Raw genomic sequence first — 17,902 nt, 5'->3', positions numbered from 1 at the left:
AACACCATGAAAGACACCATTCGCCAGCTGATCCAACAAGCCCTCACCCAACTCGTCAACGAAGGTGTGTTGCCTGAAGGCCTGTCGCCGGCGATCCAGGTGGAAAACACCCGCGACAAGACCCACGGTGACTTCGCCAGCAACATTGCGATGATGCTGTCCAAGCCGGCCGGCATGAAACCGCGCGACCTGGCGGAAAAAATCATCGCCGCGCTGCCGGCCGACGAAAGCGTCACCAAGGCCGAAATCGCCGGCCCCGGTTTTATCAACTTCTTCCAGAACACCCAGGCCCTGGCTTCGCGCCTGGATGCAGCCCTGGCCGACGCCAGGATCGGCGTGCTCAAGGCCGGCCCGCTGCAGCGCGTGGTCATCGACCTGTCGGCACCGAACCTGGCCAAAGAGATGCACGTGGGCCACCTGCGCTCCACCATCATCGGCGATGGCGTGGCGCGGGTGCTGGAGTTCCTCGGCGACAGCGTGATCCGTCAGAACCACGTGGGCGACTGGGGCACCCAGTTCGGCATGCTGATGGCTTACCTGCAAGAAAACCCGATCACCAGCAACGAGCTGTCGGACCTGGAAAACTTCTACCGCGCCGCCAAGAAGCGCTTCGACGAATCCGAAGAGTTCGCCGACCGCGCCCGTGGCCTGGTGGTCAAACTGCAAGCCGGTGACGAGGAATGCCTGGCGCTGTGGAACCGTTTCCGTGAGATCTCGCTGTCGCACTGCCAGGAAATCTACGATCTGCTCAACGTCAAGCTGACCATGGCCGACGTGATGGGCGAAAGCGCCTACAACGACGACCTGATCAACGTGGTCAACGACCTCAAGGCCCAGGGCCTGCTGGTGGAGAGCAACGGCGCGCAATGCGTGTTCCTCGAAGAATTCAAGACCGCCGACGGCGAGCCGCTGCCGGTGATCATCGTCAAGGCCGATGGCGGCTACCTGTATGCCACCACCGACCTGGCGGCCGTGCGCTACCGCAGTGGAGTGCTCAAGGCCGACCGTGCGCTGTATTTCGTCGACCAGCGCCAGGCCCTGCACTTCCAGCAAGTGTTCGAAGTGGCACGCCGCGCGGGCTTCGTCACCCACCCGATGCACATGGAACACATGGGCTTCGGCACCATGAACGGCGCCGATGGCCGCCCGTTCAAGACCCGTGACGGCGGCACCGTGAAGCTGATCGACCTGCTGACCGAAGCCCAGGAACGTGCCTACAACCTGGTGAAGGAAAAGAACCCGGAACTGGCCGAGGCCGACCTGCGCAACATCGCCCGCGTGGTAGGCATTGGTGCGGTGAAATACGCCGACCTGTCCAAGCACCGCACCAGCGACTACAGCTTCAACTTCGAGCTGATGCTCAACTTCGAAGGCAACACCGCACCGTACCTGCTTTACGCCTACACCCGCGTGGCCGGCGTGTTCCGCAAACTGGGCAAGGACTTCAGCGAAGTTGAAGGGCACATCGTGCTGGACGCCCCGCACGAGCAGGAACTGGCCGCCAAGCTGGCGCAATTCGGCGAAGTGCTGAACAGCGTCGGCGAAAAAGGCACCCCGCACATCCTGTGCACCTACCTGTACGAAGTCGCCGGCCTCTTCTCCAGCTTCTACGAGAACTGCCCGATCCTGACTGCCGACGACGAAGCCCAGAAGCAAAGCCGCCTGCGCCTCGCCGCCCTGGCTGGACGGACCCTCAAGCAAGGCCTGGAACTGTTGGGCCTGGAAACACTGGAGCGTATGTAAGTTGGCTGCCAAGAAAAAACCTGCACCCAAGCGCGGCGCCAGCCGCTATCAGGCCCCGGCGAAGAAGCCGATCCCGGGCTGGTTGTGGATGGCGATCGGCCTCACCGTCGGCGCGTTTATCGTATTCCTGATGAAACTGGATCCGGGCAAGGGCGATGACGTCAAACGGGTCAAGCAGGAGCAACAGAAGGCCACGAAAATGGCCGAAGCCAACAAGACTGCGCCGAGCCCGACCGCTCCGGTAAAGCCGAAGTACGACTTCTACACGCTGTTGCCCGAATCGGAAGTGATCGTGCCGCCGGACGCCGTGCCGGAGAAAACCCTGCCGACGCCGCAAGTGCCGACCACCCCGGTCACCCCGGCGGAAGCCGCTAAAATCGACACAGCGCGCGCCCAGGCCGCATTGGCCGGGATCACCCCGCCGCCAGCACCGCCGGTGGCCGAAACCAAGGCCGCGCCAGTGACCAAGTTCTTCCTGCAAGCGGGCTCGTTCCCCAAACAGGCGGATGCGGACCGCGTGCGGGCGCAGATCATTCTGCTGGGCCAGTCGGTGACAGTGGAGTCCGGCACTGTGAAGGATGCGACCTGGTATCGCGTACTGGTAGGACCGTTCAGCAACCGTGAACAGCTGACCGTGGCGCAAAAGCAATTGGCCGGCGCGGGTTTTAGCAACCTGTTGTTACAACAACGCCAGAGCCGCTGACCTTCAGCCAACCTGGATCAAATGTGGGAAGGGGGCTTGTCCCCTCCCACATTTGGTTTTGCAGCGCTGTGGATGTGTGTCAGACCCTTGAGCACCACTCGTCCGCCATAACCCCCTATGGTTGAAATCCCCTCCGCCACCCCCATATGAGTTTCCATCAGGGCATTTTCGCCCCGCTGCGTGGAGACTCTCCCCTTGACCACCATCGTTTCAGTACGTCGCCACGGCAAAGTCGTCATGGGCGGCGACGGCCAGGTTTCCCTGGGTAATACCGTGATGAAAGGCAACGCCAAGAAAGTGCGTCGCCTGTACCACGGCCAGGTTCTCGCGGGCTTTGCCGGCGCTACCGCCGACGCCTTCACCCTTTTCGAACGTTTCGAAGGCCAGTTGGAAAAACACCAGGGCCACCTCGTGCGCGCCGCAGTCGAACTCGCCAAAGAATGGCGCACCGACCGCTCCCTCAGCCGTCTGGAAGCCATGCTGGCCGTCGCCAACAAAGACGCGTCCCTGATCATCACCGGCAACGGCGATGTGGTTGAGCCCGAACATGGCCTGATCGCCATGGGTTCCGGCGGTGGCTACGCCCAGGCGGCAGCCAGCGCACTGTTGAAGAAAACCGACCTGTCGGCCCGCGAAATCGTCGAGACTGCCCTGGGCATCGCAGGCGATATCTGCGTGTTCACCAACCACAACTTCACCATTGAGGAGCAGGACCTCGCCGAGTAAGCCGTAGGCTTATTCCCGCTTGAGGCCGCCAAACATTATGTCCATGACTCCCCGCGAAATCGTCCATGAACTCAACCGCCATATCATCGGCCAGGACGATGCCAAGCGCGCCGTAGCCATCGCGCTGCGTAACCGCTGGCGCCGGATGCAACTGCCCGAAGAACTGCGCGTTGAAGTAACGCCAAAGAACATCCTGATGATCGGCCCGACCGGCGTCGGCAAAACCGAGATCGCCCGTCGCCTGGCCAAGCTGGCCAACGCGCCGTTCATCAAGGTAGAAGCCACCAAGTTCACCGAAGTGGGCTATGTGGGCCGTGACGTCGAGTCGATCATTCGTGACCTGGCCGACGCAGCCCTGAAAATGCTGCGCGAACAGGAAATGACCAAGGTCAGCCATCGCGCCGAAGACGCCGCCGAAGAACGCATCCTCGACGCCTTGCTGCCACCGGCACGCATGGGTTTCAACGAAGACGCCGCACCGGCCTCGGACTCCAACACCCGCCAGCTGTTCCGCAAGCGCCTGCGTGAAGGCCAGCTGGACGACAAGGAAATCGAGATCGAAGTCGCCGAAGTGTCCGGCGTCGACATCTCTGCCCCGCCTGGCATGGAAGAGATGACCAGTCAGTTGCAGAACCTGTTCGCCAACATGGGCAAGGGCAAGAAGAAAAGCCGCAAGCTCAAGGTGAAGGAAGCGCTGAAACTGGTGCGCGACGAAGAAGCCGGGCGCCTGGTGAATGAGGAAGAACTCAAGGCCAAGGCCCTGGAGGCGGTCGAGCAGCATGGCATCGTGTTTATCGACGAGATCGACAAGGTGGCCAAGCGCGGTAACTCCGGCGGCGTCGATGTGTCCCGTGAAGGCGTACAGCGCGACCTGCTGCCGCTGATCGAAGGTTGCACCGTGAACACCAAGCTGGGCATGGTCAAGACCGACCACATCCTGTTTATCGCCTCCGGTGCGTTCCACCTGAGCAAGCCAAGCGACCTGGTGCCGGAGCTGCAAGGCCGCCTGCCGATTCGCGTGGAGTTGAAGGCGCTGACCCCGGGCGACTTCGAACGCATCCTCAGCGAGCCGCACGCCTCGCTCACCGAGCAGTACCGTGAACTGCTGAAAACCGAAGGCTTGGGCATCGAGTTCCAGACAGACGGTATCAAGCGCCTGGCGGAGATCGCCTGGCAGGTCAACGAGAAGACCGAGAACATCGGCGCCCGTCGCCTGCACACTTTGCTGGAGCGGCTGCTGGAGGAAGTGTCTTTCAGTGCCGGCGACCTGGCCAGTGCGCAGAATGGCGAAGTGATCAAGATCGACACGGCTTACGTCAACAGCCACTTGGGCGAATTGGCGCAAAACGAAGACTTGTCGCGCTATATTCTGTAAGCCTCACACAGAATCGCTTCGCTTGAATGTGGGAGGGGGCTTGCCCCCGATGGCGGTCTGTCAGACAACTATGTACTGACTGACACACTGCTATCGGGGGCAAGCCCCCTCCCACATGTTGAAGCCGGTCTCTTCAGGATCATTACCCATGTCCAAATTCCCCACCGCGGTAAACCTGCACAAAACCTCCAACACCCTAGGCCTCACCTACGGGCCCGACGAGGTGTACCAACTTCCTGCCGAACTGTTGCGCACCCACTCGCCTTCCGCCGAGGTCCAGGGTCACGGTAAGCCGATCCTGCAATTCGGCAAGCTCAACGTGAAGCTGATCAAGATCGAACCGGCCGGCCAGTACGCACTGAAATTGACCTTTGACGACGGGCATGACAGTGGACTGTTCACCTGGGACTACCTCTATCAGTTGGCCGTGCGTCAGGACGCGCTGTGGGCCGACTATCTTGCCGAACTCAAAGCCGCCGGCAAAACCCGCGACCCGAGCGAGTCGGTCGTACGGCTGATGCTCTAGCTCAGGCGTCTTGCTCTTTAGAGCGCATTTTCTAATTTCATCTGCTTGAATGCCCTGTCGCGTGGCCAACGATTGGCCCGCTTGCGAAAAAAATTAAACTCGGGTAACCAATGGAACTGGCAAGTTCCCTGCATTTGACGATGTGGTATCAACGGTCACCCGAGTCGCAGTACCAGGCTTGTGTTGTGTATCGAAACTGGGTGCGCAGCGGTCCCCGGTACTCGTCTTTCGGACAATGGAGCGTCGTAGATGAGTAACAAGAACAACGATGACTTGAAACGCCAGGCCTCGGAAAACACTCTGGGGCTCAACCCGATCATCGCGTTACGTAAAAAGGATTTACTCGCCTCGGCGAAGATGGTGCTGACCCAAGCCATCAAGCAACCGTTGCACAGCGTCAAGCACGTCGCCCATTTTGGCGTCGAACTGAAGAATGTGATGTTTGGCAAATCCGCGCTCGTGCCGGAAAGCGATGACCGTCGTTTCACCGACCCGGCCTGGAGCCAGAACCCGCTCTACAAGCGCTACCTGCAAACCTACCTGGCGTGGCGCAAGGAACTGCACGACTGGATCGGCGACAGCAACCTGTCGGAACAGGACATCAGCCGTGGCCACTTCGTGATCAACCTGATGACCGAAGCCATGGCCCCCACCAACAGCGCGGCCAACCCGGCGGCGGTCAAGCGTTTCTTTGAAACCGGCGGCAAGAGCCTGCTCGACGGCCTGTCCCACCTGGCCAAGGACATGGTGCACAACGGCGGCATGCCCAGCCAGGTCAACATGGGCGCCTTTGAAGTGGGCAAGACCCTGGGCACCACCGAAGGCGCGGTGGTGTTTCGCAATGACGTGCTGGAGTTGATCCAGTACAAGCCGATCACCGAACAGGTGCACGAACGCCCGCTGCTGGTGGTGCCGCCGCAGATCAACAAATTCTATGTATTCGACCTGAGCCCGGAGAAGAGCCTGGCGCGCTTTTGCCTGCGCAACGGCCAGCAGACGTTCATCGTCAGCTGGCGCAACCCGACCAAGGCGCAGCGCGAGTGGGGCCTGTCGACCTATATCGAAGCGCTCAAGGAAGCCGTCGATGTGGTCACCGCGATCACCGGCAGCAAAGACGTGAATATGCTCGGCGCCTGCTCCGGCGGCATTACCTGCACCGCCCTGCTTGGCCACTACGCGGCGCTGGGGGAGAAGAAGGTCAACGCCCTGACCCTGCTGGTGAGCGTGCTGGACACCACGCTGGACACCCAGGTGGCGCTGTTCGTCGACGAGCAGACCCTGGAGGCGGCCAAGCGCCATTCCTACCAGGCCGGCGTACTCGAAGGCCGCGACATGGCCAAGGTGTTCGCCTGGATGCGCCCCAATGACCTGATCTGGAACTACTGGGTTAACAACTACCTGCTGGGCAACGAGCCGCCGGTGTTCGACATCCTGTTCTGGAACAACGACACCACGCGCTTGCCGGCGGCGTTCCACGGCGATCTGATCGAACTGTTCAAGAACAACCCACTGGTGCGCGCCAACGCACTGGAAGTGTGCGGCACGCCCATCGACCTGAAGCAGGTCACCGCCGATATCTATTCATTGGCGGGCACCAACGATCACATTACGCCGTGGCAATCCTGCTACAAGTCGGCGCAGCTGTTTGGTGGCAAGGTCGAGTTCGTGCTGTCGAGCAGCGGGCATATCCAGAGCATCCTCAACCCGCCGGGCAACCCCAAGGCGCGCTACCAGACCAGCGATGGCCTGGCGGGCAAGCCGCTTGAGTGGCAGGAGAATGCGACCAAGCATACGGATTCGTGGTGGCTGCATTGGCAGGCATGGCAGGCGGAGCGAGCGGGTAAGTTGAAAAAGGCGCCTACGAGTTTGGGTAACAAAACCTACGCCGCAGCAGAGGCGGCGCCCGGCACCTACGTACACGAACGCTAAATTGAAATGCATTCAAGTGTGGGAGGGGGCTTGCCCCGTCCCACATTGACCGCATTCCGGCTGTAACACTTCACAGGGTTTGAGCATGCCGCAACCGTTCATCTTCCGTACCATCGACCTGGATGGCCAGACCATCCGCACGGCGGTACGCCCGGGCAAGCCTCACTTGACGCCGCTGCTGATCTTCAATGGCATCGGCGCCAACCTTGAGTTGGTGTTTCCGTTCGTCCAGGCGCTGGACCCGGACCTGGAAGTGATCGCCTTCGATGTGCCCGGCGTGGGCGGTTCGTCGACACCCAATCGACCGTACCGCTTTCCCGGTTTGGCCAAACTCACCGCGCGTATGCTCGATTACCTGAACTATGGCCAGGTGAATGCCGTTGGCGTGTCCTGGGGCGGCGCGCTGGCGCAGCAGTTTGCCTATGACTACCCGGAGCGGTGCAAAAAGTTGATCCTCGCAGCCACGGCGGCGGGTGCAGTGATGGTGCCGGGCAAGCCAAAAGTGCTGTGGCTGATGGCCAGCCCGCGCCGCTACATCCAGCCGTCCCACGTGGTGCGCATCGCGCCGATGATCTACGGCGGTTCGTTCCGCCGCGATTCGAAACTGGCCGCCGAACACGCCAGCAAAGTGCGCTCGGCCGGCAAGCTCGGCTACTACTGGCAACTGTTCGCCGGGTTGGGCTGGACCAGCATCCACTGGCTGCACAAGATCCGCCAGCCCACCCTGGTGCTGGCGGGGGACGATGACCCGCTGATCCCGCTGATCAACATGCGCATGCTCGCCTGGCGCATTCCCAATGCACAGTTGCACATCATCGATGACGGCCACCTGTTCCTGATCACCCGGGCCGAAGCCGTGGCGCCGATCATCATGAAGTTTCTTGAAGAGGAGCGCATGCGCGCGGTGATTCATCCGCGACCGGCCGTGTAAGGACCACACCGCCGCGCAACTTGCCAGGAACCGACTATGGTTCTGAATTGGCGTGCCTGTTTGATGGCTTGACGAAGGAGTGTTGGCTCATGCGAGAAAGACCCGTGACGAACCCGGCGCCCACACCCGCCGCGTTCATCAACGCGCAAAATGCGATCACCGGCCTGCGCGGCCGGGATTTGCTGTCGACGCTGCGCAGCGTGGCTGCCCATGGCCTGCGCAACCCGGTGCATACCGTTCGGCATGCCTGGGCGCTGAGCGGGCAACTGGGTCGCGTAGTGCTCGGTGAAACCGTGCACGAACCCAACCCCAACGACAGCCGCTTCAACGACCCCACCTGGAAGCTAAACCCCCTGTACCGCCGCAGCCTGCAGGCCTATCTGAGCTGGCAGAAGCAGACACGTCACTGGATCGATGACAGCACCCTCAGCGACGATGACCGGGCCCGTGCGCACTTTGCCTTCTCATTGCTCAACGATGCGGTCTCGCCGTCCAACACCCTGCTCAATCCGTTGGCGGTCAAGGAGCTGCTCAACTCCGGCGGCAACAGCGTGGTGCGCGGGGTGACCAACCTGGTCGAAGACCTGCTGCACAACAATGGCCTGCCACGCCAGGTGAGCAAGCACGCTTTCGAAGTGGGCAAGACGGTCGCCACCACCCCCGGTTCGGTGGTGTTTCGCAATGAGCTGCTGGAGCTGATCCAGTACAAGCCCATGAGCGAAAAACAGTACGCCAAGCCGCTGCTGGTCGTGCCGCCGCAAATCAACAAGTTCTACATTTTCGACCTGAGCCCGGCCAACAGCTTTGTGCAGTACGCCCTGAAAAACGGCCTGCAGACCTTCATGGTCAGCTGGCGCAATCCGGATGTGCGGCATCGCGAATGGGGCCTTTCCACCTATGTCGCCGCGCTGGAGGAAGCACTCAACGTCTGTCGCGCGATCAGCGGCGCCCGCGAGGTCAACCTGATGGGCGCCTGCGCCGGCGGCCTGACCATCGCCGCGCTGCAAGGCCACCTACAGGCCAAGCGCCAGCTGCGCCGCATCTCCAGCGCAAGTTACCTGGTGAGCCTGCTGGACAGCCAGATCGACAGCCCCGCCACCCTGTTCGCCGACGAGCAGACCCTGGAAGCCGCCAAGCGTCGCTCCTACCAGCAAGGCGTGCTCGACGGCCGCGACATGGCCAAGGTATTTGCCTGGATGCGCCCCAATGACCTGATCTGGAACTACTGGATCAACAATTACCTGCTGGGCAAGGAACCACCGGCCTTCGACATCCTGTACTGGAACAACGACAACACGCGCCTGCCCGCCGCCTTGCACGGCGACCTGCTGGACTTCTTCAAGCACAACCCACTGAGCCATCCGGGCGGCCTGGAAGTGTGTGGCACGCCCATCGATTTGCAGAAGGTCACGGTGGACAGTTTCAGCGTGGCCGGCATCAACGACCACATCACGCCGTGGGATGCGGTGTATCGCTCCACTCAGTTGCTGGGCGGCGAGCGGCGCTTCGTGCTGTCCAACAGCGGGCATATCCAGAGCATTCTCAACCCGCCGGGCAACCCCAAGGCCAACTACGTCGAGAACCTCAAGCTGAGCAGCGACCCACGCGCCTGGTATTACGACGCCAACCACGTCGAAGGCAGCTGGTGGCCGCGTTGGCTGGAATGGATCCAACAGCGTTCCGGCGTACAACGCGAAACCCTCACCGCCCTGGGCAACCAGAATTACCCACCGATGGAAGCGGCACCGGGCACTTACGTGCGCGTGCGCTGAGCTCAACGATCACCTTAAGAAGACTGGATGAAGACCCGCGACCGTATCCTTGAATGCGCCCTGCAACTGTTCAACCAGAAGGGCGAACCCAACGTGTCGACCATGGAGGTGGCCAATGAAATGGGGATCAGCCCCGGCAACCTCTACTACCACTTCCATGGCAAGGAGCCGCTGGTCCTGGGGCTGTTCGAGCGTTTCCAGAATGAGCTGGCGCCCCTGCTGGACCCACCGCCAGACGCGCAATTGGAAGCCGAGGATTACTGGCTGTTCTTGCACTTGATTGTCGAGCGCATGGCGCATTATCGGTTTCTGTTTCAGGACCTGTCGAATCTGGCAGGGCGCCTGCCGAAGCTGGCCAAGGGCATTCGCAACCTGCTGACGGCGCTGAAACGGACCCTGGCGTCATTGCTGGCGCGGTTGAAGACGGCAGGACAACTGGTCAGTAGCACCCAGGCCCTGGGGCAACTGGTGGAGCAGATCACCATGACCTTGCTGTTCTCCCTGGATTACCAACGGATTCTCGATCGTGAAGGCGAAGTACAGGTGGTGGTTTACCAGATCATGATGCTGGTGGCGCCCCATCTGCTATCGCCGGCACGCCAGACAACTGAGCAATTGGCCCTGCGTTATCTGGACAGGCCGATTTAAATACTCGCGCAAGTCAAACATTCAAACCACGCGGCGTTAATCAGGACGACCAAACTGCTTGGTAAACATAAAAAGCTCACTGTCAGTCCTGATACCCAACTTCCGATACGCCGACTGTTTTTGTGTACTGATAGTACTCGCGCTACGCGAAAACTTTGCCGCAATTGAATTCACGGACATTCCGTCCAGAAAACAACGCAGGACCTCCTGTTCCCTGGGGGTCAAGGCGCCGCTCAATCGTACCGGCAGTGCATTTTCAAGTGTCGACTTGATATTCTCCCGTGCCAGAACAGACTCTCCCTCCCGCAGCACCGACAACATGCAACGCTGCAGGTAAATCCGCCCCTGGGCGACAGTCCGAATAGCCACGATCAATTCCGTGAGGTGTTCGGTCTTGCCCAGCACTCCAAAGCTCCCGGCCTTCAACGCCAGTATCACCGTTGCGCGCGTGCAGCGGGATGACACAACGAGCACCTTGCAACGTTTGAAACGCCTGCCCAGCATCTGGATCAGGCCGAGGCCATCGATGTCTGACGGCCCCAGTGTAAAGTCCATCACCACCACATCCGCAGGTTGTTGGCCGAGCGCATCAAGCAACTCCCTGGATGTGCCGAAGGACCCGATGACCTCCAGGTCGGGCTCTTTGCGCAGGCCCAGTTCAATTCCCTGCCGAACCATTTCATGATTATCCAGCAACATGATGGTGTGCATTTCAGACACCCGGAAGTTCGCTCAAGTAAGTAAAAATTAGTACACATATGCTCGTTGCACGAACAGTGTATAGCGCAGCCTTTTTCGTGAATCAATCCATCAAAAACAGCCAACATGCGCCTGACAAGTTATTCCTACATACATGTCTTACATTGAAACCCTACAGACACCACCACATACAATTGTTTTAATTAAAATTTTAGACTTCGAATATTTACGAGATAAATCTCGTGACCTGTCGATAGGCAAAAATAACGTTCCCAGCCAAATTACTGCCACCTGCCATTCGGTAAAAAAACGAAACAAATTACCGATGCAACACTTCAATGTGTGGCGGGTTACTCAGATAACTCACGATTGGGAACACTATGAAAGTCAACGTTTTCTCTACCCTCGCCGTAGTACTCGCCTTAGCCGCGGCGGTTTCGCAGCCGGCACAGGCTGCCAACGACGGAACCATCAACTTCACCGGGTTGGTGAGCGATACGACCTGCACCATTGAAGGCGCAGCGCCAGGCACCGGCGCCGTGGTCAAAGACGTCAACCTCGGTGGCGTGTCCGCCGCACGCCTGCAGAAACCGGGTGATCGCGCCAACCTGACCGGCTTCACCATCCGCATCGGCGCACCTGGCGAAGGTGGCTGCACCAACGGACGCACCGCAATGGTTGCATTCGACCCTACCAGCCCGGCCATTGATGTGGCGACCGGGCGCTTGAACATCGACGGCTACGATGACCCGTCCGACACCACCAACGCCAAGAACGTACAGGTTGAGGTGACGAACCGTAATGGCACTCCGATCAACGTTTACACGGAAAAATCCGAAGGTGTGGTCATCGCCGACAACCAGGCTGTCATCCCATTGGCCGCACAGATGTACGCCAGTGGTGCCGCGACTGAAGGTACTGTCAAGACCCGCGTCGGCTTCATGGTCGTGTACGCCGATTGATAGAAAAGCAGGCCCGCTCTGGCGGGCCTTGCGCGCAACGGGCCTGCCGCCGCCAGGCAGGCCCACCCGCTTGATTCGAAGAGAGCTTTGAGCATGAAAAAGCTGGCCTGCCTCGTGCTTTACACCTGTGGTGTTGTGGGGTTATTGCTGCAAGCAGTTCCCGCCCGGGCCGGGGTCATTATGCATGGCACCCGCGTGATCTATCCCGCTGACCAGCAGGAAGTGGTGGTACGCCTGGAGAACAAAGGTGACCGTCCAGCGCTGGTACACGCCTGGCTGGACACGGGCGATATCCGCTCGACGCCGGCGACGGTACGCACGCCATTTACCCTGTCGCCACCGATTTTCCGCATTGAGCCCCACCAGCAGCAGGCGCTGCGGCTGCGCTATACCGGAGCGGCCGCAGCCCCCGATCGCGAAAGCCTCTACTGGCTGAATGTGCTGGAAGTACCACCGCTTACCGCCGGTACCGAACAAGGCAACCAGATCGAACTGGCATTTCGGACTCGCTTGCGTGTGTTCCTGCGACCACAGGCATTGCCCTACTCCGTAGCCAGTGCTGCGTCAAAGCTGCAATGGAAACTGGTCGCACATGAGCATGGCTACGCCCTGCAAGCCACCAACCCCACGCCATATCATGTTTCCCTGAGTTCGGTGGATTTGCTGAACGGAGGAAAACGATTCACTAAAGCACCAAACAAAGAGGCCAACGACAGCCTGATGATGCCGTGCGGCGACGTGAAACTGTTTGCACTGCCATTGTTGCGCGAATACCCCACCGGCGCGCTGAACGTCGAATTCACCGCCGTCAGCGACTTCGGTGCCCGCGTGCGTCACTCGGCAAGCGTCACACCGCCAGGCGCCAGGCGATCAAAACCATGAATGCCATTTTCACTTCACACTGGGTGGCCCGTCTCATTGCATTGACACTTGCGCTGTCTGGTGCCGCCGCCGGGCACGCCAGTGTGGTCATTGGCACCACTCGGATCATCTACCCGCAGCGCGACAAGGAGGTGACGGTCAGGCTCGAAAGCAAGAACCAGGCACCCGTGCTGGTCCAAGTCTGGCTGGACAGCGGTGACGAACACTCAACCCCGGATAGGGCCACGGTGCCGTTTATCGCCACGCCGCCGATCTTTCGCATGGATCCAGGCAAGCAGCAGGTCGTACGCCTGGCGTACACGGGCGACACCTTGCCCACCGAACAGGAAAGTCTGTTCTGGCTCAACCTGTTGGAGGTGCCCGCGCACTCCCAGGAGGCCAATCAGTTGCAACTGGCCTTCCGCTCGCGGATCAAGCTGTTTTTCCGACCGTCGAACCTGCCTTCCGGGGTCGACGCGGCGCCGGGAAAACTGCAATGGCGGCGTGAATCGACCGCGCAAGGCCAGGTACTGGAGGTCTATAACCCCACGCCTTACTACGTAACCTTCGAACAGGTCGAGTTGCTGGAGTCCCGGCAGCGCCATCCACGCAAGGCCGCGTCTTCAGGTGCTGGAAACATGGTGGCGCCGGGTGATCGCACGCGCTTCGAACTGCCCAGCCTCAAAACCCCACCAGGCAGCGCCGCCACCGTGGAGTTCCAGACACTCGACGACTACGGAGTGCGCAATACCCACAGTGCCCGGGTCTCGACATGACCCCGAGAGCTGCCTAGCGCCGTATTGGCCCGCCCCCCGCTACTGACCTCACTGCACACGTTCGTTTGATGCCCGGTTTTCAGGGTAGGGCTTCCCATTGCCCAAATTCGGACAGCCCCTATTTTTTGGAAGTGGTACACATGAGTTTTGTCACCCGCGCCAGTTTAAGAAACTGGCCTTTTGCGCGTCATCAATTGATGCTTGCGACGCGCTGCCTTTTACTGATGAGCAGCGCCTATGCTGTGGGCGCCCAAGGTGTCGAGAATGTCAGGTTCAACCCGGCCTTCTTCCCGGATGGGGTTGGCGGCCAACAAGTCGACATAGGCAAATTCAGCCAGGGTAACGTCGTGCTGCCCGGCAGCTACCGCACCGACGTTTATCTCAATGGCCAATGGATTGGGCGCGAAAGCCTCACGTTTGTCGCGGTAAAGGGCCGAGATTCCGCACAGATGTGCCTGGAGCGGGATGTCGTGCTCAGGTTTGGCATCGACTTGGACGCGGCACAAGCTCAACCCACCGAAGCCAGACAAACGCCCACTCCCGCGTTTGCACCCTGCGAAGACATCTCAACCTACCTGCCGGGAAGCACCGGTCAATTCGACTCGGGCGAAAACCGCCTGACCCTGCAGGTTCCTCAGATCTACCTGGCACGTAAAGCGCGCGGTTATGTCGACCCCAGGCACTGGGACGGCGGGGTCGATGCGGCTTTCGTGCGCTACAACGCCAACACCTTTGAGACCCGCACAAATGGCCGCTCCGTCGACGCTCATTACCTGGGCCTGAATACGGGGCTCAATCTGGGAGACTGGCACTGGCGCCACAGCGGCAGCTTCAGCCAGACCGATACCTCCTCGGGCTATCAGCGCAGCAGCACCTATGTGCAGCGCGAGTTGAGCCCGCTGCGATCACAGATGATGCTCGGCGAGATCTATACCCCAGGCGAACTGTTCGACAGCGTGCGCCTGCGTGGCGCCAGCCTGTTCAGCGATGATCGGATGCTGCCGGACTCTCAGACCGGGTTCGCCCCGGTCGTGCGCGGCATCGCCGAGACCAATGCACGGGTTACCGTGCGCCAACGTGGCGTGTTGTTGGATGAAGTGTCGGTCGCTCCTGGCCCGTTCGTGCTCAACGATTTGTTTCCTACCGGTTATGGCGGCGACTTGACCGTCACGGTGACCGAGGCAGATGGCCGTCGACGCGAATTCATAGTGCCATTCGCCGCCAACGCCAATCTGCTGCGCACTGGCCACAGCCGCTATTCCCTTAGCGTCGGCAGGATGGATGAAATCGGCCTGCGCCACCCCCAAAGGCTCGTACAAGCCACTTACCAGCACGGCCTCAGTAACCTGGTGACCGGCTACACCGGGACGGTGGCAGGTGACGACTACTTGTCGCAATTGCTGGGCGCGGCATTCAATACCCCGTATGGCGCGCTCTCCCTTGACCTGACCCACTCAGATGCAACATTACCGGGCCACGGTTCACGCCAGGGGCAAAGCGTGCAGCTGCGCTACAGCAAGAACTTCACCGACACCGGCACCCACTTTGCCCTCGGCGCCTACCGATACTCCACGCAAGGCTTTCTGAGCATCGCCGACGCCGCACGGGTTCGCGACCTCGCCATCGGCGGGCACAACTTGGATAACGTATCGCGTCTGCGCGACAGGATGGACATCAGCCTCAATCAAAGCTTGAGCAACGGCACGGTCTACCTGACCGGATCCTCGCAAAACTACTGGAACCGCAACAGCGGCAACCTGACCTTTACCACCGGTTACAGCGGCAACTGGAAGGGCCTGCGCTACACCCTCAGCGCCCAGCGCACCAAGGATCTGCTGAGCGAGCGGGTCGACAAGCAAGTGGAACTGACCCTGAGCCTGCCCTTAGGCAGCGACGCTCGCTCCCCCACCCTGACCACCACTGTCTATCGCGGCGATCAAAGCAGCGGTGAACGGATGAACCTCGGCGGCACCCTGGGCGAGCGCGGCCAATTCAGCTACGGAGTAGGGGGTAGCCGTACGCAGGGCCGCAGTAATTCGGTCTCTGCCGACATGAAATACCAGACCAGCCACGGCGTGCTGTCGGCAGGGTTCGGCCAGAGCAACGCCTACCGCGCAACGTCCCTGGGCATGACCGGCGGCATCGTCGCTCACGCAGGTGGTGTGATTTTCGCACCGGAACTGGGCGAAACCATTGGCATTGTCCAGGCCCCAGGCGCACAAGGTGCGCGGATCAATGGCAATCACGGCGCCCAGGTCGGCAAGGGCGGGTATGCCGTGGTGCCGTACCTCACACCTTATCGCCAGAACGTGGTCGAGTTGGACCCCAAGGACCTGTCTGTAGATGTGGAACTCAAGAGCGCCGCGCAAAACGTCGCCCCCCGTGCAGGCTCGGTGGTGAAACTGCACTTCGACACCGTCAGCGGCCAAGCCTTATTGATCTCTGCATTACGCAAGGATGGCAGCCTGCTGCCCTTCGGTTCCGATGTGTTCGACGAGAATGGCGACAGCGTCGGCGTGGTCGGCCAGGGTGGCAAAGCCTTTGCGCGCGTACCGCGCTCCCAGGGGGTGCTGGCGGTGAAGTGGGGCTCCGAGGGAAACGCTTCCTGCCGGCTTCGTTACGACGTCAGTGGACAACAGGGCGCCAACCGCTTGCTTCAGGTGGACGCAGGTGCATGCCAATGACTGCGGCCCGCCGTTCATCCCGTGTTTACACAGCCACTTTTCACGATGGACTGAAGATGAAACATCACCTCCCCTTCCTGGCGGCACTACTGGCCCTGGGCACATCGATCACTGCACAGGCGGCCTGTGACAGGTACCCGGATGCAACGCTGACCCTCAATACGGCCACGACAATCAGCGTGCCGGACAGCATTCCTGTCGGCGGCGTGATCCTGCGACAGGCGTTCAACGGCACATCACCCGGCTTCACAACCCATTGCTGGGGGCAGACGCTGAGGACGATTACCGGGCGCTACGCACGCGATCTGTACCCCGGCACACTCATCTATCGCACTGAGGTACCCGGTATCGGTATCACGGTGTCGATGACATGGGCCGATGGCGGGCCGGCAAACTTCGGGCTCTTCAGTCAGAGCACCGTTATGTACCCTGGAAAAGTCCAAAGCTTCACCTCGGCGCAAGTCACGTTCTACAAGATGGGCACAGTGGCAGACGGGACCATACCCAGTGGGAGCCTCTGGGAGGACAGGTGGCATAACGTCCCGGAAAGTTTTCGATTGGTGTTCGGCAACGCCATACGTTTCATCCGGGCTCCCGCCACTTGTGACCTCGCCGCCGGGGACGTCAACCGCCTGATCACACTTGCCCCGATCAATGTCGGCGATTTGAAAGACGCACCGTACGCCGGCGTTCAGAACTTCGATCTCACCGCCAATTGCACCGACGCTGGCAGCGTCACCTTTCGTTTTACCGGGACGCCCGCGCCAGACAACACCGCACTGTTCGCCAATACGGGCACCGCCCAAGGCATAGGGCTGTGGCTCTACTCACGCATCAATGGCGTGCCTCAGACCATCAGCGTCAATGACCAGCGCACGGTGACGGTGTCCGGTGATCGGGCGGTCTTGCCGCTCAGCGCCGCGTACCACAAAAACGGCAGGGTCAGCCCAGGCACTCTGGCTAGTACCGCCACCGTCAGCATTACCTACAACTAACTGAAACCCGAGGAAAACCCAATGTACCTTCGAAGCATTCCCTTGCTGATGGCCATGATTGGCGGACTCGTCAGCCTCACCGCCCACGCCGCGACTACCGGCACCTTGAGTTTCGCCGGACAAGTCAACGCCGGCACCTGCAACCTGGCAGCGGGCGACGAAAATCGGAACATTACGTTGCCAACGATCAAGATTTCCGACCTGGACGCGAGCCCCTCCGCCGGCCAGCTCGACTTCGAGGTTACCGCCGACTGCGAATCGGATATCCGTAACGTGATCTTCCTATTTGCCGGAACACCCGCCGTGGGCAACGGCGAGTTATTTGCCAATACCGGCGGCTCAAAAGGCACTGCGCTGTGGCTGACACATCGCGCGCCCACCCTTTCGACCATCCCCGCCAATGGCACCCCTGAGCAGCGCAGCCGAACTGTGGCGACGAACGGCAACAAGGCCGTACTTCCCCTCGCGGCGGCTTACCATAAGACCGGTGAAGCCATCACTCAGGGCAGCCTGGTCAGCGCGGTCACCGTTTCCATCACTTACAACTGACGAAACGGCCTTAAGGGCGCAAA

16 protein-coding genes are annotated in these 17,902 nt (G+C 60.5%); 15 read left to right on the top strand and 1 reads right to left on the bottom strand.

The features are described 5' to 3' along the window. Positions 1-6 precede the first annotated feature (6 nt). From argS to LUU92_RS02115, 9 genes are all read left to right on the top strand, one after another. Complete coding sequence (argS, locus tag LUU92_RS02155) at positions 7-1,743, top strand: arginine--tRNA ligase (RefSeq protein ID WP_092246395.1); 1,737 nt, start codon at positions 7-9, stop codon at positions 1,741-1,743. A 1-nt stretch (position 1,744) separates the two neighbouring features. Then, positions 1,745-2,446, top strand: coding sequence for an SPOR domain-containing protein (locus LUU92_RS02150; RefSeq protein WP_025858692.1), 702 nt, complete (start codon positions 1,745-1,747; stop codon positions 2,444-2,446). Between the two features lie 195 nt (positions 2,447-2,641). Beyond that, on the top strand, positions 2,642-3,172 hold the full coding sequence (gene hslV / locus LUU92_RS02145; protein WP_010563201.1) for an ATP-dependent protease subunit HslV: 531 nt from the start codon (positions 2,642-2,644) through the stop codon (positions 3,170-3,172). Positions 3,173-3,209: 37 nt separating this feature from the next. Then, positions 3,210-4,547, top strand: a complete 1,338-nt coding sequence (gene hslU / locus LUU92_RS02140) for an ATP-dependent protease ATPase subunit HslU (RefSeq protein ID WP_257103106.1) — start codon at positions 3,210-3,212, stop codon at positions 4,545-4,547. Between the two features lie 148 nt (positions 4,548-4,695). Continuing rightward, complete coding sequence (locus tag LUU92_RS02135; protein ID WP_071492374.1) at positions 4,696-5,073, top strand: gamma-butyrobetaine hydroxylase family protein; 378 nt, start codon at positions 4,696-4,698, stop codon at positions 5,071-5,073. A gap of 249 nt (positions 5,074-5,322) precedes the next feature. Then, the gene (gene phaC / locus LUU92_RS02130; protein WP_071492375.1) at positions 5,323-7,002 is read left to right on the top strand and encodes a class II poly(R)-hydroxyalkanoic acid synthase; all 1,680 of its coding nucleotides are present in this window, start codon (positions 5,323-5,325) and stop codon (positions 7,000-7,002) included. A gap of 85 nt (positions 7,003-7,087) precedes the next feature. After that, a complete protein-coding gene (gene phaZ, locus LUU92_RS02125) occupies positions 7,088-7,933 on the top strand; it encodes a poly(3-hydroxyalkanoate) depolymerase (RefSeq protein ID WP_071492376.1) in 846 nt (281 codons plus the stop codon). A gap of 89 nt (positions 7,934-8,022) precedes the next feature. Next, positions 8,023-9,705, top strand: a complete 1,683-nt coding sequence (gene phaC / locus LUU92_RS02120; protein WP_257103105.1) for a class II poly(R)-hydroxyalkanoic acid synthase — start codon at positions 8,023-8,025, stop codon at positions 9,703-9,705. A 27-nt stretch (positions 9,706-9,732) separates the two neighbouring features. Beyond that, the gene (locus tag LUU92_RS02115) at positions 9,733-10,353 is read left to right on the top strand and encodes a TetR/AcrR family transcriptional regulator (protein ID WP_071492378.1); all 621 of its coding nucleotides are present in this window, start codon (positions 9,733-9,735) and stop codon (positions 10,351-10,353) included. Between the two features lie 36 nt (positions 10,354-10,389). Here LUU92_RS02115 and LUU92_RS02110 read toward each other — a convergent pair whose 3' ends face one another. Continuing rightward, positions 10,390-11,064 (bottom strand): response regulator transcription factor, encoded by a 675-nt coding sequence (locus tag LUU92_RS02110; RefSeq protein WP_231999479.1) that lies wholly within the window; start codon positions 11,062-11,064, stop codon positions 10,390-10,392. Positions 11,065-11,432: 368 nt separating this feature from the next. Here LUU92_RS02110 and LUU92_RS02105 point away from each other — a divergent pair, with 368 nt between their 5' ends. The 6 genes from LUU92_RS02105 to LUU92_RS02080 all read left to right on the top strand — a co-directional run bounded on the left by LUU92_RS02105 (position 11,433) and on the right by LUU92_RS02080 (position 17,879). Further along, a complete protein-coding gene (locus LUU92_RS02105) occupies positions 11,433-12,014 on the top strand; it encodes a fimbrial protein (protein WP_071492379.1) in 582 nt (193 codons plus the stop codon). A 93-nt stretch (positions 12,015-12,107) separates the two neighbouring features. Further along, the gene (locus LUU92_RS02100) at positions 12,108-12,896 is read left to right on the top strand and encodes a fimbrial biogenesis chaperone (RefSeq protein ID WP_257103104.1); all 789 of its coding nucleotides are present in this window, start codon (positions 12,108-12,110) and stop codon (positions 12,894-12,896) included. Then, positions 12,893-13,651, top strand: a complete 759-nt coding sequence (locus LUU92_RS02095) for a fimbrial biogenesis chaperone (RefSeq protein WP_071492381.1) — start codon at positions 12,893-12,895, stop codon at positions 13,649-13,651. Before LUU92_RS02100 ends, LUU92_RS02095 begins: the two co-directional genes overlap by 4 nt. Before the next feature lie 140 nt (positions 13,652-13,791). Further along, positions 13,792-16,335, top strand: a complete 2,544-nt coding sequence (locus LUU92_RS02090; RefSeq protein ID WP_371322032.1) for a fimbria/pilus outer membrane usher protein — start codon at positions 13,792-13,794, stop codon at positions 16,333-16,335. Between the two features lie 56 nt (positions 16,336-16,391). Continuing rightward, positions 16,392-17,330 (top strand): fimbrial protein, encoded by a 939-nt coding sequence (locus tag LUU92_RS02085; RefSeq protein WP_257103103.1) that lies wholly within the window; start codon positions 16,392-16,394, stop codon positions 17,328-17,330. Between the two features lie 21 nt (positions 17,331-17,351). After that, entirely contained in the window at positions 17,352-17,879 is a 528-nt protein-coding gene (locus LUU92_RS02080) for a fimbrial protein (RefSeq protein WP_071492384.1), read from the top strand. The last annotated feature ends 23 nt before the right edge of the window (positions 17,880-17,902 follow it).

The sequence above is a fragment of the Pseudomonas extremorientalis genome, assembly GCF_024584605.1.
In the GTDB taxonomy this organism is placed as follows: Bacteria; Pseudomonadota; Gammaproteobacteria; order Pseudomonadales; family Pseudomonadaceae; genus Aquipseudomonas; species Aquipseudomonas extremorientalis.
The sequence above is the reverse complement of the archived record's forward strand: the minus strand, read 5'-3'. Positions and strand labels throughout refer to the sequence as shown.

Bases quoted from the DNA above. Each gene is read 5' to 3' on its own strand.
- LUU92_RS02080 (WP_071492384.1), top strand. From the start codon at position 17,352: ATGTACCTTCGAAGCATTCCCTTGCTGATGGCCATGATTGGCGGACTC.
- LUU92_RS02105 (WP_071492379.1), top strand. From the start codon at position 11,433: ATGAAAGTCAACGTTTTCTCTACCCTCGCCGTAGTACTCGCCTTAGCC.
- LUU92_RS02100 (WP_257103104.1), top strand. From the start codon at position 12,108: ATGAAAAAGCTGGCCTGCCTCGTGCTTTACACCTGTGGTGTTGTGGGG.
- LUU92_RS02115 (WP_071492378.1), top strand. From the start codon at position 9,733: ATGAAGACCCGCGACCGTATCCTTGAATGCGCCCTGCAACTGTTCAAC.
- LUU92_RS02095 (WP_071492381.1), top strand. From the start codon at position 12,893: ATGAATGCCATTTTCACTTCACACTGGGTGGCCCGTCTCATTGCATTG.
- phaC (WP_071492375.1), top strand. From the start codon at position 5,323: ATGAGTAACAAGAACAACGATGACTTGAAACGCCAGGCCTCGGAAAAC.
- LUU92_RS02110 (WP_231999479.1), bottom strand. From the start codon at position 11,064: ATGCACACCATCATGTTGCTGGATAATCATGAAATGGTTCGGCAGGGA.
- LUU92_RS02090 (WP_371322032.1), top strand. From the start codon at position 13,792: ATGAGTTTTGTCACCCGCGCCAGTTTAAGAAACTGGCCTTTTGCGCGT.
- LUU92_RS02135 (WP_071492374.1), top strand. From the start codon at position 4,696: ATGTCCAAATTCCCCACCGCGGTAAACCTGCACAAAACCTCCAACACC.
- phaZ (WP_071492376.1), top strand. From the start codon at position 7,088: ATGCCGCAACCGTTCATCTTCCGTACCATCGACCTGGATGGCCAGACC.
- argS (WP_092246395.1), top strand. From the start codon at position 7: ATGAAAGACACCATTCGCCAGCTGATCCAACAAGCCCTCACCCAACTC.
- phaC (WP_257103105.1), top strand. From the start codon at position 8,023: ATGCGAGAAAGACCCGTGACGAACCCGGCGCCCACACCCGCCGCGTTC.
- hslU (WP_257103106.1), top strand. From the start codon at position 3,210: ATGTCCATGACTCCCCGCGAAATCGTCCATGAACTCAACCGCCATATC.
- LUU92_RS02085 (WP_257103103.1), top strand. From the start codon at position 16,392: ATGAAACATCACCTCCCCTTCCTGGCGGCACTACTGGCCCTGGGCACA.